A 23342-nucleotide genomic window follows, 5' to 3' on the forward strand; every position below is an offset into this window, starting at 1 on the left:
TAAATTAACTTAATAAAAACCCTTGTCGACACACAAGAGTTTTCGGATTCCCCTTCATCTATTGATGAGGGGGATTTTATTGTTTTAGGAAAGACATTAGTCAGCTTGACCCTTTAGGGGAGTGAATCTCAAGTACAGTTCAATCAATAAAATGTGCTCCTACAAACATAGGAGCACTAAGTGACTGCTAAAAATATTATGAAAGCAATGCTGCAAGCTACTAAGACATCTACCACGTTAAATCGCTCTCTTGTTCTTCTTTCCAATACATGATCCCTTCCTTTTACTGGAACCCATTCAACAATTTCACCAGATTCATTGGATGGTGAGTCTGATTCCTCCTTGATTTCTAAACCTGAGTCTTTCTCCTTTGTTATTTTCTCTAGCCGCTTTAACAATTGTTTTACTTGTTCGATCTCCTTTTGGTTTGACATGATTCACGTCCCTCCCTTCACCTCTATCCGACAGTTCTAACCATAGTTCATGCTGAGTGGGTCCCCATAAAGGAAGGGGAAGAGGGACGTCTTTCTTTTGGTAGCTTTTTAATAGTTGTTGAAACTCCTCTGACAGTGCTGCAGTGAATAATGCTACTCTAATAATTTGGTTACGGTCTAAAGTAGTACTATGAAAAAGTGTATTTACATAATCGCGATAAACCTCTGAATATCTAACCGTTGGACGATAAACCATTAGTTAGACATCACCCCCCTTCCTTTTAAGAATCATATCTTCAAGCATTCTCCTACCTTCTGACGTCAGGTAGACGTCCTTACTTGTTAGTAGATAGATAGCTAATTCTTTTGTCATAACGGATTCCCCCCCTAGTTATTGACGTCTGTCCGACGTCTAATAAATGATATGGAATACTGCTTGTCCACTATTACAAATTAATTTAGATTCAATTGAATAAAATTTGGATTCGTGGACAAACTGGTTAAAAAACTTAAGGAGGATTAGGGAGATGTGGGGAATCGGAAAGCCACGAAGTCGGTTAGGGAAGTGGATTGATAAAAAAGGTCTAGAGCAAAAGGATTTAGCTAAAGCTTCTAAAGTGAGTCAGAATACGATATCAAAAGTTTGCAATGATAAGGATTACATACCTGGTCCATCAACAATGAGAAAAATATTAAATGCTATAAGAAAAATTGACCCGAATAAGAAAATGAGTGACTTTTGGGATATGTAAAGATTCGCTCGGTCAGAATCGTTGCGTTAGGTGATAAACCCTAGAAATCCATTTATAGTTTTGTCATTAAGTAACAAGCACAGCCCCCATGTAGCTGTGCTTGTTACTTATGAATGTTCCTTCTCTTGCCCCGATCTGTAATGAATATAATCGATATATTTCTTAATATCCTCAATATCCTCGTCACTCAAGCCTTTTTTGTTATAGTAACCGATGGTTGGATCAGGACGGTCGTTGTTACGTCCAAGAAGGTAATCCGTTGACACATAAAATGCATCAGCAAGGATTATGAGGTTAGGTAGGGTCTAGGGTGCTAATGGTACTTAAAGCCAAAGTATGTATTATGTTATTAGTTAACAGGCATACTTTGTTTTTTTACTTTCTGCAACTCGATTTTTTGTAACTCCTTTGGATTCACTCCCTATATGTGAAGTTAAAAATTGTCTGCGTACCATTATTCTTATTTACTTTCTTTATCTACGTCTCGTCATGATGTAGATTGTATCCTACATTATCTTTTCCTACGTTTACCTAATTGTTCGGCAGCCTTTCGCGCTTTTTCTCTGCTAGTATTTATATAGAGTAATGACGTCTCAGGTGAAGTATGTCCTAGTTGTGTCATAACCAATGGAATATCACCCGTTTGTTCAGCTAGATTGGTAGCATACGTATGACGAAGTTTATGGGCTGACATCCGTTTATCATAGGATTCGGTATACTTCTCAACGATCTTTTGAATAGCACGATTTGAGAGGGGAGAGTAACCATTTTTCCCTTTTGTAACAAAAACATAAGCATTTGGATCATCATCAGCTTGATAACGCTCACTTCGAATAGCAAGATAGGCATCTAGATCATTTAAAGATTCCGGGGTTACGGCAACGGAATCTTTTTTATTCCCTTTACGGATCACACTAATTTCACCGCCTTTAACATCGATATCCCCGATCTTTAAGTTTGATAACTCATTTAGCCGGATACCTGAGCCTAAAAATAAAGAGAGAATGGTGAAATCACGCTCTTTATCACGTTTGTAATATCTTAATTGACCTTTAGAAAGGGTATTTTCATATTCATGTTGAACGTAATGAAGGAAATCGTTGTCTGCGTTGTCTATAAAGATTTTATCTGTGATGTTTTTTGCACGTTCGTTTAGGGTTTCTGATACTTTTTTCACTTGGATTTTTTGCATCACATTTCGATGAAAGTAAGGTTCATGATGTTCATTTTCCGCTTCAACGGTTAAATACTTAAAAAGGCTGCGTAGAGCTGATTTCATTCGATTAACCGTACGTTCTTGGACTTTTTTCTGTTCATTGGTTTTCCGAGAAACGATATATTTCTTTCGTAACATCGTCTTAAAGAACGATTCAGCATCCTTTAATGATAGAGTAGCAAGTACATCAACCGGTATATCCTTTATCTGTTTTGCATCTGTTAAACCTTCAGAAATCAACCAGTTAAAAAACTCTTGATAATCTCTAGCATAACTAAAAAGGGTGAGGGGGGACCTATAATCTAACCTTGAATCCAGAAACTCAACAACATACGGGGGCATGATGTTCATTAGATTGATTAATCGCTGTTCATAATATTCATGTTGTTTTGATGACATATAATGACCTCCGTGATTTATTGTCCTATTTTTCGTATAATGTAATTTTTACGAACCAATGTTCGTTAGTTGAACTGAAAACTAGTATCGCTGACAAGGAAAATCATATTGTTGATTAGTCCGTTTGGTCAGGATAGAAAAGAGATTTGCGTAGAGTCACATCACGATGACGCAATGTTTCACCTTTAAAACGCAACCAAATTTCATCGTCAGCCATTACACCATGAGTTTTCCGAACAATGGCCCAACGATTGTAACTGTTTAACCCAAGAGCAGCTAATAATTCATCCGCGTTGGCTCTTGTTTTAGGAAATACACGCCACTTTAGCCATTTTTCTAACTCATCTTTCGTAATATATCCCTCTGGATTAGGTGAAAATTGTTTATTGAACCCTTTAATATAGTTAATCACGTAGGGATTATCACTGCCATTTGGCTTTAAATCAACACGTGCAATAACGTCATCAAATAGCATGACATCAAATTTCATATAGTCAATCATGAAAACACCTTCTTTAATCAATGATTAATCGTTGCAAATGAACATCGCGTAATTGTGATAAGACAACATCTTTCGCTCTACCTAAATCGTAGGGAACGTCTTCTAAATCTTTAAGAAGTGCCGATCGCTTAATAAAAGGCTCCCCTTGATATAAATCAAGTTGCTTTGTAAAAGAAGAATTGAAAGGCTTTGATTTTACTTTTCTTTTTAAAATGCTCATAGGTTTGTTAAGAGGGTAATCTTTTATGTCCGATAATAAACTTAACCCATGATCAAATATTGGAGCCAACTGCCAAGTTTCCTTTAAAGGGTCAAATAGCAACAGAATGTTATTCGTATGGCGATCTTCATTTAAAATAAATGCATCAAAAGCTAACATTTGTGCCACCTGATGAGAAACATTTACCCCCGTGAAATCGTGTATTTTATCCATAATGGCGTTAAATTTATCAGCTGTGGAGTAGCGTACATTGGTTAAAATTTCATCCGTTGTTTCAAAATGTGCTTCAAATAAGCGTTCAAGAGTGACTTCTTGTAAAGAACCACGGAAATCTTTTGAATAGCAGCCTTCTGTCCAAGTACCATCATGCTTTTCAATCAAACAAGGTGTGTAAGATACAAAAGAATTCTTTGGTAACGTTGAATTCTTTAAAATAAGAAAAGACACATATTCGGCCATATTTTCGTATCCACGCGTATTCTCTTTAATCCATTTATTATTGACTACCATTTAGATTGGTCACCTTTACTTGATGTACTAACGATAGCCTTAGCATCTTGGGGGATTTGTATTTTTTCGATTTGTCCTTCCAAACTCCTCACCTCATTGACAAGATCAATATTAGAAAGTTATTTATTAAAAAAAGCAACCTTTTATTTTTAAAAGCACTAGTCTTCAGTATTTTAGCTGCTTTTATTGTATCATATATTAAATAACTATTATTCATAAAATAAGTATTATACGAAAAATACTTACACTGTTCATGATAAATCAATAGTCTGCTGACAGTTATTGTTGAGAATTCACTCCCACCCTATCTCAGAGCCATGACCTTCTTTCATTTTTAAAGTAGGTACGACTTTATTCATTAAGTGTATCCTAGTTTGATTAAAAGCTTTTCTTCAACACTTATAAACTAGCCCATAATAAAACCAACACTTTGAAAGAGATTGATCAGAATGTTGGTTTTCTTTTTATTACAGGGTCTTATAGAGATTGATATTTTTAATGTATTGTTTCATTAAACGCTCCCATTAATTTAAGTACATTGCTTCATAAATACCTTATTAAATTAATAACTAGCTATCAATAACAATGGATAATTTATAGTTGGCGTACTCGTTTAATTCCTCTAAAAATTGATTCATCCGTTCATTGGATGGAAACTTACATTCTAGAAGATAACAACCATCTCCACTGATCTTATAGTTACGAACAAGATATTGTTCCTGCATTTTAACGAATGATAAATATGGCTGATGGTTAGTACTTTGTATAATAATCGTTAGAAAAGCATGTATATAAAATCCCAATTTAACTTGGTTAACTTTAATGGAATAACCCTCAATAACTCCTTGATCCTCTAATTTCGCCACTCTAGTTGAAACAGCTGGCCCAGTCAAATGAACTTTCTCACCTAATTCTTTCATCGTGAGCCGACTGTTCTTGGATAGTTCATGTAAGATCTTTCTGTCCGTGTTATCTAACATTTTCTTTAACTCCTTTCATTAATAAAGTCAAAAGGAAAAAAGACTTTATTTAACCTGTGTATCAGTTAATGGGTCATAGTTTAGAATATACATTGTACTAAGGAATTTTTAAAGAAACGGAGTTTTAAATATGAATATACAGCTAATTCGAAATGCGACAATGGTCGTTGAATACGCAGGGAAAAAGTTTTTAATCGATCCAATGTTAGCCGAAAAAGGGACTTTGCCTGCTTTTGGACCTGCAGTGGGCTTACCTGAAGCACCAAGACAAGATGAGAACAATCCTTTGATAAGCTTGCCTACATCCATTGAAAATATTATTCAAGATATTGATGCGGTCACCGTCACTCATCTACATCCTGATCACTGGGATAAGGCAGCTATAGAAGCATTGCCAAAAGACATTAAACTATTTTCCCAAAATGAAGAAGATGCGACAGAAATACGCAACGTAGGTTTCCAAAATGTCGAGGTTTTACAAGAGGATACCGTTTTTAAAGATATCCAACTGATTAAAACAAAAGGCGAGCATGGCAGAGGCGAAATCTTAAAAGCAGCTGGTCAAGTGTGTGGGGTTGTTTTTAAACACTCATCGGAGAAAACATTATATGCTGCTGGAGATACGGTTTGGTATGATGCCGTTCAGGAAGTAATTAGCACACATAAGCCTGAAATTATTGTCGTAAATGCTGGAGATAATCAATTCTTAGTAGGTGGTTCTTTAGTAATGGGGAAAGAAGATGTATATGAAGTGTACAAGGCTACTCCTGATGCAAAAATTATTGCCGTTCACATGGAAGCTGTGAATCATTGGACATTATCACGAGAAGAATTAAAAGGCTTTGCTAACGAAAAAGGGATCTCCTCTAATATTTTAGTTCCGGATGACGGTGAGTCTTACAAATTTTAAGAGAAGAGCCATAAAGGAGCGATTATTATTTCCGTTGAAGCGAATAAAGAATTAGTTCGTCGTTTTTATGAGGCGATTGAACAAGAAGACTATGAGGCTCTACATGAATTTTGCTATCAAGACTTTGTTTTTTTCCCGCAAATTGATACGCCGTTTCCTGGTGTAGAAGGTCTAGTCGAATCAGAAAAGAAAAACTTTGATGCGTTTCCAGACTTTAAAATGCCAATCAAAGCAATATTAGCTGAAGGCGATCAAGTAGCCGTTTATTTTATTTTTGAAGGTACTCACACTGGCATCCCATTTTTGGGTGTTCCCGCAACGGGAAAAGCGGTTAGATTTTCTCTTATGATGCTATTACGAATTGCTGATAGCAAGATTATTGAGAAACGATCACATGTTGATGTGCATGACATTCTTCGCCAGCTTAATGCTTAATTCATTAATAGATAAAACTGTGTGATAGACAAAAAAGAACCTTGTTGTTAAATATATATAAGGATAATTAGTTACTGATAAATCAAGCCTGTATCAATGATTACTTTGGTAATCCACGATACAGGCTTTTTTTCAAAACTTGTTCTTCAACTAACGCATCCGTTAATTGAATGCAGGTTTTTAATGTAGTCCATATTTTAATATCTGATGTCTGATAACCTCGTTGCCAAATGTGAACCATAATAAAAGCAATAAAACTATAATGCCCATCACCAAACTAAACCAAGCAAAGTATTTATTTTCCTTATTTATTAAGGGGTATAGAACAATTAGCAATGTCCCAAAAGCAAGAGTAATCACAACGGAAAGTTGCCCTGTCAATGTTTCAAAAACCATACAATCCCTCCCACTTCAAACAACCCGAAGGGTGTTAAGTGGTGAGTAGTTCAATATCATAGATTTCACCTTATTCTTTTACATATACTTAAATTATTCAGGAAGTTCGGGCGTCTTTATGCTGTGAATAATCAGTAAGATAATTATCGTGGGGCGTCCCATTACTAATGAATGATTTATTTTTTTACTTTAATTTATTAACTAACAATTCTAGTTCATTCAATTAACTCATTTGACAAAATCGATTTCCCACAGGAGTCCACAACGACGGAGAGGTTTGGCACCTCGATGTCATCTCAACGCATTTCCTCAAAATAGTTTTTGCTTATTAATTTCTAACAGCAACTCATTCCAATTTGTCGGAAAACCAATATGTAGAAATTCAATATCATCTTCGTATGCATGGATTAGAGTTTCTAAATCGTTAACAAATCTACTGCCATCTGTCTTTGTCAATAAACGTTGAATAATATAAATCGCTGCGTATACCATCTTATTATCGAACTGCCTTTTCTCTTCTCTAAATAATTTGGGCTTAAATGTAAGTTCTTTATTATATAAACGCCCATAATGAGCACAAACATTTCGGACATTCGATAATGTCTGTAACCAACTTTCTAAGTAAAAATAAGGGACATTATAATAAGATTTAGCAATGTTTCTTTTAACATCCTCATTTAAATTTCGATATAGTTTAGAAATAAATCCGATTGGAGTAACCTCTACTGCTGCCCATATCGGTATATTTCCATCGTACTTTTTAAAATGGTGTTCGATAAAGAGTTCACCTTTTCTACTTCGTTTAATTAACCTTTCCAACTCTTCTAGAAAGTCCCGATGATATATCTCGTTAATAAAGTTCTCTTTATCTTTATAGCCAAGTACACCAAATTTATGAGCAATGTCATATGAAATATGGGTACGGAATGCTATTTCAATGGTTTCTAAAACGCCCAACAATAGAAGCCTTAGTCGCCTATCGAACTCATATATAGATGTTAATTTATTGAATGACGAACCCTCCATATATCGATCTTTTATCAGAGGATCTTTAAATGTTAATCCATAGGCTACTAAGCGATAATATTTAACTCTTCGCAAAAATTCTCTGCGTATTCGGAATTTTCAACATATAAATTTCTACTTTTTAATATTTCCACTTGTTTTTTAACCGTAGTGGGCTTTTTCATTTCCACTCCATTTTCTTCCGATCCCATTTATTTTCTCCTTAAAAACAAAATGACCCACCTTGGTCCGCATTGTTAAGAGGCGTGGTGGGTTCTGTTATTATTATAATAATACTTATTTTTATAGTAGTCAACATTAACTATTCTATCATAGCGCGAAAGAGGACACCTTCCTCACGGTCAATGGTTACGATAAAGCCATTTTTTTTGATATTCTTGTTTGTCGGTGATCTGTACCGTTCCGACATCATCATAATAAGCGAAATACTCGATGAACAGTTCCTGCTTTTCTTCTAGCGTTGGATGTGGGGCATGGGTGATTTTTCTACCTTATAACCATTAAGGTCAATTATGTTCGAATCCGACATATGTAGTACACCTTCCATTATGAATTTATAATTACTTTTTTACCTGGAATTTGCGTTTAAGATTATACTAGGTTTTGTACCTTTTTCAGTAAGTGGAATAAAAGTTCCATCTCCTATCCGATCAACATGTGTCATCTCAATTTCCTCAGATAAAAATTCTAAATAGATCATCAGCAATGGGTAAATACGTGGCGTTCCCTGAGAAAATGTTTCACTGGGTGCCCCATGCTTATTGATAAGATTTTAACAAATTTCTTTGGCATTTAACCCCTTATTTATGCCATCAAGGATTCGATCATGATAAACAGGGCCAAAACTCCGAACCATCTTAGGTAATTGGCTTGTCGCAGTGTCTTCCTGTGATACGTTTTCGTCATTGGGGACATGATCGCCAAACAAACTTAACTGTTCCATCCTTTAGAACCTTCCTCGTATTCCATTGATTATTGCGGATTTTTTAACAACTTATGTGCAACAAATTCTTCTAAAGACATACCGAGCTCCTTGGCTTCTTTCTTCAACCGATCCTTATCTTCAGAAGGGATATACGTCTTAACAACTTCTAAGTCGCTATCGATAAAGATTTCTTCCGGCAATGTCGTGAGCTTACCTTCTGTGAGGTGTTGCTGTATCAAAGCCATTTCCCCATGGTTATCGTTTTGGTTTAATGGAATCAACGTCGGCTTAACCTTTACCTTGATTGAATGATCTTCGTTGATCACCTTCATATTTTGCGGCCCAACATTTTTAATGAAGAACTCAAGTAAAGAGTATACTGGAGACTTCACGTGTGGTGGTTTCGGAAATGTGAACGTGGCATAGCCTCTCTTTTGATTGACTTTAAGATGAGGGAACTCGATCAGGGGTTGATATCCTCGTTGTTCTAAATCATCCGTGTGGATCTTTTCGAATGATGTTGTAACTGCAACCCCTTCTCCATCAGAGAATTCCATAATTCTTGCAAAGTCATTGTTAGTGTTGTTCTTAAAGGGCTGAAATAGAAAGTAACCTGTTTGTCTTGAATAAAAAGAGCTTTTTTCCCTTTTCTTCTGTTGAAATGATTTCTTAAACGATTCAAAGTTCTCTTCCTGAACGAAGTTACGCACTCGTCCACGGTATTCTTGTCGGTCCGATGGTAAGGTGCCGTCATGAATATACTTTAAAATAGTATTTATCGAGACACCGAGCTCATCTGCGATGTCCTTCGTTGTAAGACCTGGCTTACGAAACTCTTCTCTAATTCGTTCAACTTCTTCAATTGAAAAACGATAACCACCATGAATATGTTTATACTTTTTGTTATAAGGACGAAAATTTTCATTTTTAATATTGTTATAGACAGCGGGCTCGCTGATATTAAGTATGGATGCTACATCTTTGACTGTAAAAAATTCTTTATGGTCCATCATACATTCACTAACCTTCCTAATTTAATTTTTACAAGAATACGACTAACTATTATTCGGCTATAAAACTCCCTATCAGGTAAACCCCATCTATAAATTCAGAATTAATTTCTTCTTAGATCCCCTGAGCAACATCCACTTTTTGTCATTATGGAAAATATCCCTACTAAAATTCACTACATAATTTGATATTTAAATTAACATTTATAGTATTGTCTATACCTACCTTTAATTTATCATTTATTAGAACTCATTTAAATATTAAATGAATAAAAAAGTACAAATGAAATGATAATAACTATAATACTTATATAATCTATATCTTATATTATTTTATAGTAGAAAAATTGGGTATTTTTCTTTCTTATAATAAGAAAGGTTAATCTTTTGTATTACTAAAGTTCATTAGTCTTATATGGTAGAATTTAAATACATATAAAAATATTTTATTCCATTTGAGGTGTTAAAAGTGTCAATTGAACAAAGTCAGTTATTGTCATTGATTCAAGGTAGATTAAATGAAGTAACTAATGATATAAAGATTGAGCATGTCTTAAATGAGTTAAAACCAGTCCTCGTTAATAAACATCAGATGGATCAATTTGAAATCATCATGACGAATAATGAACGCTACGGTAGACCGAAGCTAGACTCCCTATCCGATCTCGAAGTCATTTATTGCTTTGTCCATCAAGACACGCATATTGATGAGGAGGATAACCGAACACTTGAAAGTAATAAGGAGTATTTAAGAGATTTACTTCAGTTTTATATGCAGCTGCACGTAAATAAAACGTTTATCCAGGAGGATGTCGTTGGTTTTAAAGAGGGATCACTATTCAAAAACCTACACCCACGACACGTCACTAGTTATCACAATTGGTTAAAAGAAGGTGTGAATGTTCGAGGAAAAGAAGGATACAGCAAAAGCACGAGACGTCGTAAGGTTGCGGTCATTAAAAGTTTTTTACGATGGTTATATGAGAACGATTATATTGAATTGCCGTTACATGGGGCCTTTAAAAGGGAGAAGAATAAAAGTGATGACTTTCCAAAACGTGATTTAAGCTATCAAGAAGTACGGAGTCTCATCGATTACTATGATGACCATCCTATTAATAGTTGTTTGATCGTTTTATTAGCAACGACAGGTTTACGAATACGTGAAATTGCCAATGCTAGATTTAACGATCTCTATTACAACAGCTCAGTCGGAGGCTTTTATTTACAAGTCATCGGAAAAGGAAATGTACCAAGGCGGGCGTATATTATGGGTCCTACATTGCAACGAATCAAAGAGTTTAGAGAATGCCGAGGGTTTAGTCACGAGATCAATCCAAATGATGATTCACCTTTACTTCCCAATCGCCAAAGGGACTTTTACAATTACAAATACTTGAGTAATTACGTTGTTAAAATCATTAAAGCAGCTGGTGAGTCAGGAGATCCACGATTGGAATGGATCAAGCATAAAGAAAAGCAAGTTAGTCCTCATTGGTTCCGCCATTACTTTGTGACCATTAGTGAAAAGAAAGCGAATAGTTTATCAGATGTCCAACGATCCGTGGGTCATAAATCAAGATCAACGACTGAACGGTACTTACAAAAGGATTATGATGATCGTAATAATGTTGGATTGTTGTGGGATGAAGAGGATTATGTTTAATGAAGTTATAATTATAGTTCTAATTCTTTCATCATTTTAATAATAAAAAATTCATATTCATCTTAAAGATATCAATTAATTAAATATAAAAGATCAATTTTAAATAAAGAATTCAATAAATATAAAGAGAGATTCAAATTCTTTGTGGAGACGATGGATACAAGGTTTTTGAGAGTTTTTAAGAACCAGTAAGATCAAATAATTAACAATACACATTCTAGCTAATTCAATAATTAACATCTACACACCATGATTTAAAAGAATTAAGAAACTAACAAGGGTCTCTATAAAGATTACACATATTCACAACCATATATATAAAAGTCTATAAGTTTAAAATCTCGGGTTATTTTCTAGCATTTGCTTAAAAGTCTTATAGAAATAAAAAAAGAAGCAAAGAATAACTTTGCTTCTTACTTATTTATTTAAGTACAATTTTTTAGGAACGACGAATAAGCCTTTTTATCATGATTTTTAAAAAGGCTTGTATTGATCTAACTCATAAAGAGATAGATCAGGTTGATTTTTCGTTTGATTGTACTCATCGACATAGGCATTAATACGCTCTTCACGTGTAGTCGATGTTTTAAAGATCGTTTTAATCCGATCGCGCATGGTTGTTCGGAAGTAAGCACCAATAGATTTTATTTTAAATGTTGGGACTTCCTTATACTGCTTCTCGATGTTCTGGAGTGAATCGATAAACACGTCCCTTATAATGCGGCTACTCTTCTTTTCATTTAAGAAGGCTACTTTTCGGATAACCTCTTGTCGGAATGCGACTAATACATCCCTCGTATCCTTTTTCTTATGAGGAACTTTTATAGCATCTAAAAATTGAGTGAGCGATTCCCCATACTTTGCCATCATTTGGCGAACACTGAAATCCTCTACATCAATTAGGTATTCCGTTCTTAGTGTAAAATCATACTTAGCTACACGGACTTGGTTTCCACGTACTTCTTTGCCTACTTCTTCAATATGAAAAATCGGTTGTAATACATCTATCATTTCACGAACAGCCTTCGCTTCACGTTTGTATAACTTCTCTTTTAATGTACCCATTGTATAACGAAGAACATTTTGATCCTTATTTTTGTTTCGTGAAACCATGACTCGAAAACGATCGAGGAGGCTAAGCATGAAAATGATACCTCGCACATTGTTGCTAGGAACAAATCTAGCGAATACATTTGAGTCTAAAATTGCACGAGGTACTCTGAAGTAGTTAAACTTCGTTTCAGACGAGTTTAACTCTTCATATTCGCAAATACGATAGTACGGCATGTCATTTATAATGATCTCCTCCACAAAATGACAGCGTTCAAGCCATTTTAACCCACTATAAAGGGTATGGTAGGAGACTCCTAATACCGAAGACCACTCAGAAAGGGAGTATTCGCGTAATATTCCTCTGCTATCAGCTTCTGAAAGCATGGTTAAGAAAACTGTCCAAGCCGACGAGGGAAGGTCGCACTGCTTTAAACGTTTATAATGCTGCACAAAAAAGCGAAATCCGTCCATTTTAAATGTAGCTTTATGTAATCTAATTCCTGGATTCATACGACCTTCCCTCCTTTCCTACCATGCTGATACTAGTACAAAATCATTTTGGTTATTTAGAGTCCATACGACAGAATTGGATAATTTCCCCTCCAATTTGTTGTTGTCATTATAGCAGAATGTTAGAATGAGTGTTTTTCTCTAATATACCCGTACAAAATTTTGTACATGCCCCTTAAAAACGTGATTATATCAAGTGCTAGGAGATTTCCTAAAAAAAAATTCGTTTGAACTCGCTCGTCTTAAGATTGTACACCCCGTACAAAATTAGTTACTTACCTTGATGATGAAATTTAGACTCTACCTACTGATACAATCATGTTTTTATGTGTTACGGAGTTCTTATATGTATCGATCGTTTGAACCGTCTCGTCTTAGGGTGTACAAAATCGTTTGAACTCACTCGTCCTGAATGTGCATTCATTATGTACTGGTCGTTTTCAGAAAGGTGAAAATATTGTTGTTTTATGGTGAGTATAAATAGGAATTTCCCTATTAAGATCAGTATGAAATGCTGGAATTATTCATTGCAGACTCTTTACAAATGGCTTTATACCAGGGTTTTTTGAACGAATTAAATTTTACCGATACTAGTATCGTTTTTTTTGTTTTAAAAAATATATGGTAAGAGTATTTTAAAAAGGTTGTTTGAAAGAGCTCGTCTTTCTGTTACAAATCGTTTGAACTCACTCGTCTTAGCAAAGTACATGGATTGAACTCGCTCGTCTTAGTAAAGTACATGGATTGAACTCGCTCGTCTTAGCAAAGTACATGGATTGAACTCACTCGTCTTAGTAAAGTGCATAGTTTGAACCAGTTCGTCCCGTTCATGGTTCAAAAGATAAGAAAGTCCATTGTCATGCATGTTCGTTTTGTACTATGATGAAAAAACATAATAGTAAAGGAGGGGGGAAGATGAGAGGAAATAAAGTGATTTATAAGTATATGATCGAATTAGTACGTCCTTTATTTGACTCATTTATTATAGAAAAATGGGAAACTATGTTAGAAAGTAATCATATGAATCATAGTCCATCACTTATTATGTTAGATCGTGTAATTCGAAGCATAGCCGAAGATGAAGGGATAACGGTTCAAGAGTTGGGGATGACTGTACATTATGAAGAGAGAATTCACTACTTTATCGATCCTATCGTAGAAACAGAGTTTTCGGATGCTGTTAACCACCCCCTTCCTACTTACGATAATCAATTAGCTACTAATGATACCATAACTGCTTATGATGAGAACGTTGTTGAAGTTCCTTACGATAAAGTGATTGAGATGAAATCAAAAAATTTTCTTGAGTCAGGGAACACGTTTGATTATTACCATATTAGGGATGCATTATCGAAAGGGAAGTTTACTATTGTTGATGATATCCTTACTTTTGAAATCAAAAGTAATAAGGGAAATAAAAGTGTTAGTGCATATATTGAGGATTGGAAATCACTAGCCGTTGATAATGAAATTTCATTGCTTGATGACTATACCGCAGATGTGTTAGATATCATTACGATTTTTTATATCAACCATACGGATAATAACCATTCTTGGTTAACGTTTAGCAGTGATCAAGTGTTAAACTTAAAGAATATTCAAGGAAGAAAACAGATTGAAGATGGGTATCAGACCAATTTTCGTATAGAAAAGAAGAAGGAAATCATGAGACGAATGGATCTCTTATCTAAAATAAGAGTAAACACTAAAAATACATACTATAAAGAAGTTGAAGAAGGGTCTGATAAAATTCATAGTGTGAGATTGAGAGAGTCAGAGCCGTTATTTTTAACAAAAGGGATTACAACTGCGGAAATTGATGGTGAAAAAACGGGTATTTATGAATTTGTAATTCGTCCTAATGAGTTTTTAGCAAGTTCGTTAGTCGGTGATAATAAGATTACCGCTTATATAGGTCAAAAAATTCTACATTATAAGCATACAACTGAAAAATATCATAAACGTTTAGCAAGATATCTCGATTGGCGTTGGGGAACCACATATAACAATTTAAACAAACTTACGCGCATCCAAACAAAGATTGAGACGATCTTAGAACATATTCACTATCATGACTACGGGGGATATCCAAAAAGGGTAAGGGAACACTTTGAATCGATATTAAATAAACTTCAAAAGGATGGCCTAGTCAAAGACTGGGATTATGTAAAAGAATTAGATGAGAGTCGAATGGGACGTCATCATCCAAATTGGTTTAAAGAATATTGGTTGCAACAGGAGGTTTGGATTGAACCGCCTGAAGAATTAATAGAGATTTATAATACAGAACAAGGAGTAGGGTTACTGTCCAACTTCGTAAGAGATCAACAAGTTATCGATGTAAATGTAAGTGAAGATTCTATTCAAAACAGTGTAGTAAGTTCTGATTGGGATATTAAAAAACAGGAGGTACAGGTGACCCCTGAGACAATGAAAGCGATACGACAGAAAAGAAGGTTGAGCTTAACCCAAGCGTCAAAGGAAATTGGTGTTCCTCGACAATCATTGAGTCGCTATGAGAAGGGGGAAGTACGTAACCCGCAAAAAAACACGTTCAAAAAGTTTGAGTCATGGGTACAAAAGAATTCTTGATCCCATCTTAAGTATATAGATTAAAAAGCACAGCACATATTAGACATATAATATGTGCTGTACTTCTTTCAACTATTGTTTAACGATTAACTCCTTCATTAACCAAATGCTTTGGCAAATGCTCACGACAATACCGAAGTTTAATTCGATTCTCTTGTAATAACTCTATTTCTTTTTGACTCAATTCTGTTTTACAAATCATACAAATATCAATTTTCGGTTGTGATTTTTCTATATGGATTCTAGTATCTTGTTTTTTTGTGTTTTTCAAGTTAGTTCCTTTACCTAAATCGATCCATCCCATCTGGAAGTGATCACACGCATCACGTAAGGCATCTTGAGCGGCAGAACGAATCGCATATTTAAGGTTCTTAATCTTCCCCTCTGGAAACCGTTGAAACGACGCAAATCCGATCCCATCACGTTTGGCATCGAGGATTTTTAACGTTCCAATTACTTGTACTTCATTTTCACGTTCATAAATGATTGGCTCCCCTTTAATTGACCAGGACCAATGCATCTCAGCTACTTCCTCAAGACGTTCCTCATAGGCTTGGGCAGGTATGTATTGGCTGTGAGGGGAATTGTTTCGTAATTGGATGGTCCCAGGAGGAAACGGTTCTCTTAATTTTTTTAGAATGGAGCGATATAGCTCTTGTTTATGATAGTCCACAACGTTTCAACTCTCTTTTCCTATGACTGAGGCTTAACCCCAAACTTAATTTGTTCCGCATGTAGTTCAATAAATGTACGGTTGTTACCTTGATGGTCTGTCCCATTTCGGGAGCGAATCTTCCCATCAATAATGATTTCTTGTCCCTTCTCCAAATTGTTGGCGCATCGTTCTCCATACGCTCGCCAGACAAGGACGGGGATGAAATCAGCACGATCCCCTTTCTTCGTTTGATAGTCTCGATCTGAAGCCACTGTGAAGCGACAAATGGCGACTTGTGATTCAGTATAATGTAGTTCGGGATCAGCGACCAATCGTCCCGATATGGTTACGCGGTTAATGTCAGCCATTGTTTTCTCACCTATCCTTTGTAACCAAAAATGTAATAGTTGGTTTTATGTTATAAAATTCATCATTAATCGGCAATTCCTCCCCCACTTCAAGCGTGTTTAGGTGCGATAGCACCAACGGTAAGTGGGGGAGGAATTGCCGTCAGATACGGTATGGAAGGTTTGTGGTACTTCAAGTATCTGAAAATTTCACTATATATTTATTGTACATTTGTTTCATTTTATTATATAGACTGATACAGTGTGTATATGAACGAATATAGAAGAACCAACACAACCGTATCATTAATTAACTACCACTTTGTTTTTTGTCCTCGGTATAGAAGGAAAATATTTCTTCGAACCGATGTTGAGAAACGATTCAAAGAATTAGTCCAAGAGAAATGTGAAGAATTAAAAATCATTATTGTTGCTTTAGAATGTGACAAAGACCATACCCATATGTTTCTGAACGCACCACCAACATTTAGCCCTGCTGATATTATGGCAAAAATCAAAGGAGTGACTTCTAAAAAATTAAGAGAAGAATTTTCTCACCTTAAACACCTTCCGAGTCTTTGGACACGTTCCTATTTTGTGTCTACCGCAGGAAATGTATCAAGTGAAACAATTAAACGCTATGTCGAACAACAAAAAACAAGGGGGTGAAACTATGTCACAGACCATAACCGTCAAAATAAAACTACTTCCCACAAAAAAACAAGCAATTATCTTGCAGGAAATGTGTAAAGAATATATCTCTACTATCAATAGTCTTGTGTCTGAAATGGTTGTTGAAAAGAAAAGCACAAAAAAATCAAGTAAAGATATTTCTGCCTCTTTGCCAAGTGCAGTCAAGAATCAAGCGATTAAAGATGCTAAAAGCGTGTTCAAGAAAGCAAAGAAAAGCAAATTCGCTACTGTTCCTGTTTTGAAGAAGCCTGTATGCATTTGGAATAACCAAAACTATTCTTTTGATTTCACACACATTTCAATGCCTATCATGATTAACGGTAAAGCAACTAAAACACCTATTCGTGCTTTGTTGGATGATAAAGATAAACGTAATTTAGATTTGCTGAAACACAAATTAGGTACACTACGTATCACAAAGAAAACGAATAAATGGATGGCCCAAATTTCTGTCACTATACCTACCGTTCAAGGAACTGGTTTAAAAGTCATGGGTGTAGACTTGGGCTTGAAAGTACCTGCTGTTGCTATAACAGATGATGATAAGGTGCGTTTCTTTGGCAACGGCAGAAAAAATAAATATGTGAAGCGGAAATTTCGTTATGAACGCAAATCATTAGGTAAAAAGAAAAAGTTAAATGCCATTTGTAATTTAAAAGATAAGGAACAACGCTGGATGAAAGACCAAGACCATAAAGTTAGCCGTGAGATTGTTAATTTTGCAAAAGATAATAAGATTTCTGTCATTCGCTTAGAACAACTTGCGAATATCCGACAGACGGCAAGAACAAGCCGTAAAAACGAAAAGAATTTGCACAGTTGGTCATTCTATCGTCTATCTCAATTCATTGAATACAAAGCGAATTTAGAAGGAATTAAAGTTGAATATGTGAATCCTGCATACACAAGCCAGACATGTCCAAAATGTTCTGAAAAGAACAAGGCACAAGACCGCAAATATAGGTGTAAATGTGGATTCGAAAAACACAGAGATTTAGTAGGTGCTATGAATATTCGATATGCACCTGTGATTGATGGTAATAGTCAATCAGCCTAAGATGCTAGATGCACTGTCTTAGGAGGGGTAATGAGATACCCTAACCTTGAAGGCTGTTCGAAACAGAAATGGACTGAGAACGTTTAGTCATTCAAGAATCCCACCCGTCAAACCGTCAGGTGTAGGGCTTGCGGCTTTAGCCGTGGGAGTCTCAATTTAAGTGTAACATTTCACGTACAAATGGACTTTTTTCTAACTCATTCTTATATGTTATAATTGTTATAACAATTATAACAAGGATGTGATCTTTTGGAACAATTCGAAAGAAAAGTGACTAAGATTGGGAATAGTTTTGGAATCACCCTTCCTACTGAATTACTTAAACAAGTTGGCTTAGCACAGGGAGATGATGTCCAAGTTGAAGTTAAAGATGGGAAAATCGTGTTGAGAAAAAAAGAACAGATAACACTTCCTGAAGGTGTTGATGCTGAATTCATGGATATTTTAAATGATGTAATAAAAGAGCATGACAAAGCATTTAAAGGGTTAGTAGATAGATGATGGGAGAGGTTGTCTATTTAACAATAAATCAAGTTATCGCTATTAATACCGTTCAAATTCGTCTATATTCCCCAGATGAGCCAACAGGAGTAAAAGATTCAAATTTACTTGACTCAGCTTTAAATCGTCCAAAACAATCAGTGTTTGGTAGTGACGCTTATCCTACAGTTTACGAAAAAGCAGCTGCACTTTTTGAATCAATTGCAAAGAACCACGCTTTTCATAATGCGAATAAGCGAACAGCTCTTGCTTCATTAATTGTCTTTTTGAAAATAAACCATTTTCGTTGGAAGATGGGAATTGATGAGGAACAAGACTTTACAGTTGATGTAGTTAATCATAAATACACATTTGATCAAATTGTGTCCACTATAGAAAGTCATACCGAAAAATTATAACTTATTAAAGAAGAGCTCCCGTTAGTGAAAAATCACTTTTTGCTTTCTTGAAATTCTCGCCACTCCTCAGAGTAATCAGGATTAGTCACTTCTAGTTCTTCAGAAACAATCTCCATATTGTTTAAATCAAATTCAACTATATAATTCCCGAAAGGAGCTTCATTTTTTGCCAATCCTCTATCATATTCAACTATACCTTCTGAACTAATTTTAGAAGCAATTGTAGTTTTATAATCATCATCCACAAACTCAGAGAGAACAGGATTGAAATCACTTAAATTATTTACTAATTTATCCATAACCTCTTGTCTTCTTTCTTCTAGTAACCTTGAATTTTCCATTTTTTCGGATTGATAAAACATAAATATAATGCCTAATAAAACAACAATAACAATGATAATAACAGGTAGTTTTCTTTTCAATCAAACTCCCCCTTATAAATTTTTTTACCTACAAATAAATTCTATTAAAAGATTACTGCTCCTATAACGAAAGAAGCGAATACCCTTGTTAAGCATTCGCTCCCGTTTGTTGAAGAGGGAATTCAAATTATTTTTTTACAAACCATTTTGCTAAAAGTATCATCACTATTATCTGAATTCCGATAACAATTATAAAAGGTAAGGCATCAAAAAACACATTTAACAGGTAAAAAAACCAAATGGATAATACCGTATAAAACAACCACTTCATTTTTAGTCCTCCAAAATAAAAATGTATCTTTTAAGCCTAACATAAAAACTCTTCAACATTTTTGGTAAATTAAAGGAGTAGCTATTGAAGCATCCTGCTCTTTAACGCAATAGGAGCCGCCAAATTCGACAGCCCCTTGTTCAGCTATTGCTCCCGTTAACACAATAAGAAATGTGTTTCTACTAGCTGATTTCGTTGAATTTTTTACTAAGTTTATAAGCAGAAACACAAAAAAATGTAAGTCCTACAAAAAACAAAATTCCACCTAATGTGATATTAGAAAGAATATACCCATCAATAATAATTCGGAATTCATCTGAATCCATACTTCCACCCATTGATGTACGCAAATATTCATTTGCAGAATCTCTACCATTTTCAACACTATTTATTAGTTTTGAAAATCCTACTATGGTAAGGATAATTGTAAATATAAGAAATCCGTAACGATATAAATACTTCATAATTCTCCTCCAATTTTTTATTCCACAACCCTGCTCGTTAGCACCATAAGCGATAGCCGTTGTTCAGCTATCGCCTCCGTTAACGCAAGAAGCCCGAATTTTAATTACTGGTAAACCCTTTACCAAGAACTGCTTTTTTATCCAAACTAACATAAACTACAAGGTTTCCAGTAGTATCTGTCGCAGTGTTATTAAAAGTAACAGCATAAACTTGGTCTTTGTCATAATTCATATCAATTGATTCTTGTAAATCATCATTAACAGGTACTTGTTTTACAATTGAATCCTTTGAGCTTACTTGTATTAAAGCACTTTCTTCATCAGTTAAACTATTAAAAGCTACCATCTCAATTGGCATTTGGTTCTCGGTCTTGAATGCAGAATAAAAAGAAACTATTCCTATAACCATAAATATTACAAGAACCCCTAAAATCCCGATAATAAGACGTTTAATTGATTTTTTCATAATTCTCATCCTACTTCATAAATGACTGCCATAGGAATTCTTCATAAAAATATAATAACCTTGTTAAACATTCCTGTTCTATACTTATACAAGAAAAGGCGATACCCTCTTGTTAAGCAATCGCACCCGTTAGCGAATAACGAGTAGGGACTAATTTGTATTCCCTTCAAACAAACCATCTTCATAAACCCCTGATTTCCAATAGAGATTTCCTTCCTTATCATAAGCTTCAATTTTAAGTGGATCAGGTTCACCATTTAGTGGGTCTTCTAATTCGTCAAATGTAGTAAACCAATATCTCTTGCCATCATTAATATCAATTATTTTTGCTTGTTGTTCTACCGTCCTTTGCTTTACAATAACTTCTTTAATATTTTTATCAGTAATTACACCAGAAAACATAGCCAAATTTGGGTTATTATCCATTGTCCACTCAAAACCATCTTCTGGGTTTAATTGAGCATTTGATGTGCTTTGGAAATAATCATCTTTTTCTATATAATAACTGGACCTAAACCCAGTTTCATCTTTATATAGAATAATTTTACCATCCCTATGGTCTTCAATATGAAGAATATTGGTAGACTTAGGAAAAGGCACCCGTTTCATAACTTGTTCTTCAACAGTTGGTTTTTCATTTGCTGAACAAGCACCTATCATCACAATACAAAATGATAAAATAACCAATTTAAATATTGTTTTTGGTTTCAAATTAACCCCTCCCACTACAACTTCACCATAAAAATCCATTATTCCTTATTAAACATTCCTGCTTCGTTAGCTTAAGTGAAACCTTTCACAAAGGAAAATGAAGAGTTTTATTGCACAGTAATGATCATAGAGCCTTTGCTCCAAACTTAATTTGTTCCGCATGTAATTCAATAAATGTTCGCTTATTCCCTTGATGGTCTGTCCCATTGCGTGATCGAATCTTCCCATCAATAATAACTTCTTGTCCTTTCTCCAAATTGTTGGCACACCGTTCTCCATACGCTCGCCAGACAAGGACGGGGATGAAATCAGCACGATCCCCTTTTTTCGTTTGATAGTCTCGATCTGAAGCCACTGTGAAGCGACAAATGGCGACTTGTGATTCAGTATAATGTAGTTCGGGATCAGCAACCAATCGACCCGATATGGTTACTCGGTTAATGTCTGCCATCGTTTCCTCACCTATCCTTTGACACCAAAAATGTAATAGTCGCTTTGATGATTATAAAATCTATGATTCAAATAGTTTCAACGCATCTCCTAAAAAGTGCTGGGCCTGACGTACATTTGTCTCCGCAGCATCTGCAATTTGTTTAAACACTTCTTTGCCACGTGGTTGAATGCGGTACTCACGCTTAAAGCGACGTTCACTCCCCCACCGACCAAGGATTAAGGGACCAGTTTCATCCTCTTCCATTTCATGCGCAATATTATAGATGAAAGCCTTACTACTTGACCAACCGAATCGATCTTTAATGTATTCTTGGGTTTCACTAATAACGATAACTGGCTGATTCATCGCTTGTTTTAATAGAACATAGCGAACGACATCTTTGACTGAGACAAGTGTGCTAAAAAAGTTGCGGTCTTCATCATTGACCTCTCCAGCTGGTACAGCTTTACCGGTTCCAGTGATCTCATAGACAAAGCGGTCGGCTACTTTTTTAAGGGCAATAAACCGATCCTTAAATTGCTTGATATAAGAGTCGTAGAGTTGCTTTCCTTTCGTTGTAACCGTATAGACCTTGTTTCTCCCTTCCTGGTAAGCAAGGACGATTTCATGGTTTTCTTTTAGTTTTGAAGCTGCTAGAAAGAAGTGATTACGGCTGTGTGGCTTATGAGGAAACTCTCGATGCAAGGACTCATACATGTCCGACACACATTGATCAAACCGCTGTAACTCTTTTAAGATAAATAGTTTGTAGAACTCTTGTTGAGTAAGAGCTTGTTGTTTTTCCATTATGTTCACCACCTTATGGTTACATTTGAACGCCTGCATTTTCTACCTCGGATAAAGAGTACCCATTGAAATCCTTATTTGAAATTCGTTTATTTTAAGACTTTCAGCAACAGTCTTCATTATATCTACTTTAATTGTACTAACATTATAAAGTCTAATAGAGTACATATTCTGCATATCCTCCTCTCATTCCTGCTCCTTCCTATAAAAAATCATCATCTTTCGACATGCGACTCTCCACCCCTCCATCGCTATTCACCCTCCCCCTGTTCCTTCAGCAAACCATTCCAAGTGCTTGTTTTTACTGGGTACGCTTTCAGTTTATTATTACGTTAGGAAGTGACTGAGTACGTACACATTTACTTTTTGGTTTGATGGTGTGGGTGGTCGTTCGCGTGTGGCATGGGGTTCAGTGGGTTTAAAGGATGTGCTGTGCATATTGGGGAAAAAAACGGAAGGTAGTTAGGGTGAATGGATGAATAAATGGGTAGAAGTCTGTGACGTGGAGGGGTAGCATGTGAGCATAGGCAGGGTATGGTGAGAGGTGATCTTTTTTAAGGTGGAATGACAGTTATTAGTAC

The 23342-nt window shown here is 35.4% G+C and carries 29 protein-coding genes; 9 read left to right on the forward strand and 20 right to left on the reverse strand.

Features of this window, described 5'->3' with window-relative positions; translation table 11 throughout:
• Positions 1-176: 176 nt before the first annotated feature.
• Entirely contained in the window at positions 177-434 is a 258-nt protein-coding gene (locus KH400_RS16680; protein WP_217226494.1) for a hypothetical protein, read from the reverse strand.
• 527 nt (positions 435-961) lie between these two features.
• Here KH400_RS16680 and KH400_RS16685 point away from each other — a divergent pair.
• A complete protein-coding gene (locus KH400_RS16685) occupies positions 962-1186 on the forward strand; it encodes a helix-turn-helix domain-containing protein (RefSeq protein WP_217226496.1) in 225 nt (74 codons plus the stop codon).
• A gap of 107 nt (positions 1187-1293) precedes the next feature.
• Here KH400_RS16685 and KH400_RS16690 read toward each other — a convergent pair whose 3' ends face one another.
• From KH400_RS16690 to KH400_RS16710, 5 genes are all read right to left on the reverse strand, one after another.
• On the reverse strand, positions 1294-1452 hold the full coding sequence (locus tag KH400_RS16690; RefSeq protein WP_217226498.1) for a hypothetical protein: 159 nt from the start codon (positions 1450-1452) through the stop codon (positions 1294-1296).
• 245 nt (positions 1453-1697) lie between these two features.
• Positions 1698-2801 (reverse strand): tyrosine recombinase XerS, encoded by a 1104-nt coding sequence (xerS, locus tag KH400_RS16695; RefSeq protein WP_217226500.1) that lies wholly within the window; start codon positions 2799-2801, stop codon positions 1698-1700.
• A 115-nt stretch (positions 2802-2916) separates the two neighbouring features.
• Positions 2917-3303 carry a hypothetical protein gene (locus KH400_RS16700; RefSeq protein WP_217226502.1) on the reverse strand — a complete coding sequence of 129 codons (387 nt, stop codon included), beginning with the start codon at positions 3301-3303 and terminating at the stop codon, positions 2917-2919.
• A gap of 13 nt (positions 3304-3316) precedes the next feature.
• Entirely contained in the window at positions 3317-4033 is a 717-nt protein-coding gene (locus tag KH400_RS16705; RefSeq protein WP_246589748.1) for a HipA domain-containing protein, read from the reverse strand.
• Positions 4034-4602: 569 nt separating this feature from the next.
• Positions 4603-5013, reverse strand: a complete 411-nt coding sequence (locus KH400_RS16710; RefSeq protein ID WP_217226504.1) for an Lrp/AsnC family transcriptional regulator — start codon at positions 5011-5013, stop codon at positions 4603-4605.
• A gap of 130 nt (positions 5014-5143) precedes the next feature.
• Here KH400_RS16710 and KH400_RS16715 point away from each other — a divergent pair, with 130 nt between their 5' ends.
• Positions 5144-5923: an MBL fold metallo-hydrolase gene (locus tag KH400_RS16715; RefSeq protein WP_217226506.1), complete on the forward strand. Its 780-nt coding sequence runs from the start codon at positions 5144-5146 to the stop codon at positions 5921-5923.
• Between the two features lie 27 nt (positions 5924-5950).
• A complete protein-coding gene (locus KH400_RS16720; RefSeq protein WP_312889247.1) occupies positions 5951-6358 on the forward strand; it encodes an ester cyclase in 408 nt (135 codons plus the stop codon).
• A 180-nt stretch (positions 6359-6538) separates the two neighbouring features.
• Here the strand turns inward: KH400_RS16720 and KH400_RS16725 are convergent, their stop codons facing one another.
• From KH400_RS16725 to KH400_RS16745, 5 genes are all read right to left on the reverse strand, one after another.
• A complete protein-coding gene (locus tag KH400_RS16725; protein WP_217226508.1) occupies positions 6539-6754 on the reverse strand; it encodes a hypothetical protein in 216 nt (71 codons plus the stop codon).
• A 309-nt stretch (positions 6755-7063) separates the two neighbouring features.
• Positions 7064-7855 carry an Abi family protein gene (locus KH400_RS16730; protein ID WP_217226510.1) on the reverse strand — a complete coding sequence of 264 codons (792 nt, stop codon included), beginning with the start codon at positions 7853-7855 and terminating at the stop codon, positions 7064-7066.
• A complete protein-coding gene (locus tag KH400_RS16735) occupies positions 7828-7971 on the reverse strand; it encodes a hypothetical protein (protein WP_217226512.1) in 144 nt (47 codons plus the stop codon). Before KH400_RS16735 ends, KH400_RS16730 begins: the two co-directional genes overlap by 28 nt.
• Before the next feature lie 581 nt (positions 7972-8552).
• The gene (locus tag KH400_RS16740; protein WP_217226514.1) at positions 8553-8723 is read right to left on the reverse strand and encodes a hypothetical protein; all 171 of its coding nucleotides are present in this window, start codon (positions 8721-8723) and stop codon (positions 8553-8555) included.
• A 29-nt stretch (positions 8724-8752) separates the two neighbouring features.
• The gene (locus KH400_RS16745) at positions 8753-9718 is read right to left on the reverse strand and encodes a helix-turn-helix domain-containing protein (RefSeq protein ID WP_217226516.1); all 966 of its coding nucleotides are present in this window, start codon (positions 9716-9718) and stop codon (positions 8753-8755) included.
• 466 nt (positions 9719-10184) lie between these two features.
• On the opposite strand from KH400_RS16745, the gene KH400_RS16750 reads away from it, so the two are divergent.
• Positions 10185-11381, forward strand: coding sequence for a tyrosine-type recombinase/integrase (locus tag KH400_RS16750; protein ID WP_217226518.1), 1197 nt, complete (start codon positions 10185-10187; stop codon positions 11379-11381).
• A gap of 474 nt (positions 11382-11855) precedes the next feature.
• On the opposite strand, the gene KH400_RS16755 is transcribed toward KH400_RS16750, so the two are convergent.
• Positions 11856-12944, reverse strand: coding sequence for a hypothetical protein (locus tag KH400_RS16755; RefSeq protein ID WP_217226520.1), 1089 nt, complete (start codon positions 12942-12944; stop codon positions 11856-11858).
• A gap of 915 nt (positions 12945-13859) precedes the next feature.
• On the opposite strand from KH400_RS16755, the gene KH400_RS16760 reads away from it, so the two are divergent.
• Complete coding sequence (locus tag KH400_RS16760; RefSeq protein WP_217226522.1) at positions 13860-15536, forward strand: helix-turn-helix domain-containing protein; 1677 nt, start codon at positions 13860-13862, stop codon at positions 15534-15536.
• 79 nt (positions 15537-15615) lie between these two features.
• Here KH400_RS16760 and KH400_RS16765 read toward each other — a convergent pair whose 3' ends face one another.
• A complete protein-coding gene (locus tag KH400_RS16765) occupies positions 15616-16209 on the reverse strand; it encodes a hypothetical protein (protein ID WP_217226525.1) in 594 nt (197 codons plus the stop codon).
• A 20-nt stretch (positions 16210-16229) separates the two neighbouring features.
• On the reverse strand, positions 16230-16559 hold the full coding sequence (locus KH400_RS16770; RefSeq protein WP_217226527.1) for a single-stranded DNA-binding protein: 330 nt from the start codon (positions 16557-16559) through the stop codon (positions 16230-16232).
• Between the two features lie 249 nt (positions 16560-16808).
• Between KH400_RS16770 and tnpA the strand changes: the two genes are divergently transcribed.
• The 4 genes from tnpA to KH400_RS16790 all read left to right on the forward strand — a co-directional run bounded on the left by tnpA (position 16809) and on the right by KH400_RS16790 (position 19187).
• Entirely contained in the window at positions 16809-17207 is a 399-nt protein-coding gene (gene tnpA, locus KH400_RS16775; protein ID WP_217226529.1) for an IS200/IS605 family transposase, read from the forward strand.
• 4 nt (positions 17208-17211) lie between these two features.
• Complete coding sequence (locus tag KH400_RS16780; RefSeq protein ID WP_217226530.1) at positions 17212-18288, forward strand: RNA-guided endonuclease TnpB family protein; 1077 nt, start codon at positions 17212-17214, stop codon at positions 18286-18288.
• A gap of 249 nt (positions 18289-18537) precedes the next feature.
• On the forward strand, positions 18538-18789 hold the full coding sequence (locus KH400_RS16785) for an AbrB/MazE/SpoVT family DNA-binding domain-containing protein (protein ID WP_217226533.1): 252 nt from the start codon (positions 18538-18540) through the stop codon (positions 18787-18789).
• Positions 18786-19187 carry a type II toxin-antitoxin system death-on-curing family toxin gene (locus tag KH400_RS16790; RefSeq protein ID WP_217226534.1) on the forward strand — a complete coding sequence of 134 codons (402 nt, stop codon included), beginning with the start codon at positions 18786-18788 and terminating at the stop codon, positions 19185-19187. Before KH400_RS16785 ends, KH400_RS16790 begins: the two co-directional genes overlap by 4 nt.
• A gap of 32 nt (positions 19188-19219) precedes the next feature.
• Here KH400_RS16790 and KH400_RS16795 read toward each other — a convergent pair whose 3' ends face one another.
• The 6 genes from KH400_RS16795 to KH400_RS16820 all read right to left on the reverse strand — a co-directional run bounded on the left by KH400_RS16795 (position 19220) and on the right by KH400_RS16820 (position 22761).
• Positions 19220-19609: a hypothetical protein gene (locus KH400_RS16795; protein ID WP_217226536.1), complete on the reverse strand. Its 390-nt coding sequence runs from the start codon at positions 19607-19609 to the stop codon at positions 19220-19222.
• A gap of 453 nt (positions 19610-20062) precedes the next feature.
• Positions 20063-20344 (reverse strand): hypothetical protein, encoded by a 282-nt coding sequence (locus tag KH400_RS16800; RefSeq protein ID WP_217226538.1) that lies wholly within the window; start codon positions 20342-20344, stop codon positions 20063-20065.
• A 100-nt stretch (positions 20345-20444) separates the two neighbouring features.
• Positions 20445-20810, reverse strand: a complete 366-nt coding sequence (locus KH400_RS16805) for a hypothetical protein (RefSeq protein ID WP_217226540.1) — start codon at positions 20808-20810, stop codon at positions 20445-20447.
• 150 nt (positions 20811-20960) lie between these two features.
• Positions 20961-21521, reverse strand: coding sequence for a hypothetical protein (locus KH400_RS16810; protein WP_217226542.1), 561 nt, complete (start codon positions 21519-21521; stop codon positions 20961-20963).
• 124 nt (positions 21522-21645) lie between these two features.
• On the reverse strand, positions 21646-21972 hold the full coding sequence (locus tag KH400_RS16815; protein WP_217226543.1) for a single-stranded DNA-binding protein: 327 nt from the start codon (positions 21970-21972) through the stop codon (positions 21646-21648).
• 60 nt (positions 21973-22032) lie between these two features.
• The gene (locus KH400_RS16820) at positions 22033-22761 is read right to left on the reverse strand and encodes a hypothetical protein (protein WP_217226545.1); all 729 of its coding nucleotides are present in this window, start codon (positions 22759-22761) and stop codon (positions 22033-22035) included.
• Positions 22762-23342 lie beyond the last annotated feature (581 nt).

Origin of the sequence: Desertibacillus haloalkaliphilus (genome assembly GCF_019039105.1) — a bacterium.
In the GTDB taxonomy this organism is placed as follows: domain Bacteria; phylum Bacillota; class Bacilli; order Bacillales; family KJ1-10-99; genus Desertibacillus; species Desertibacillus haloalkaliphilus.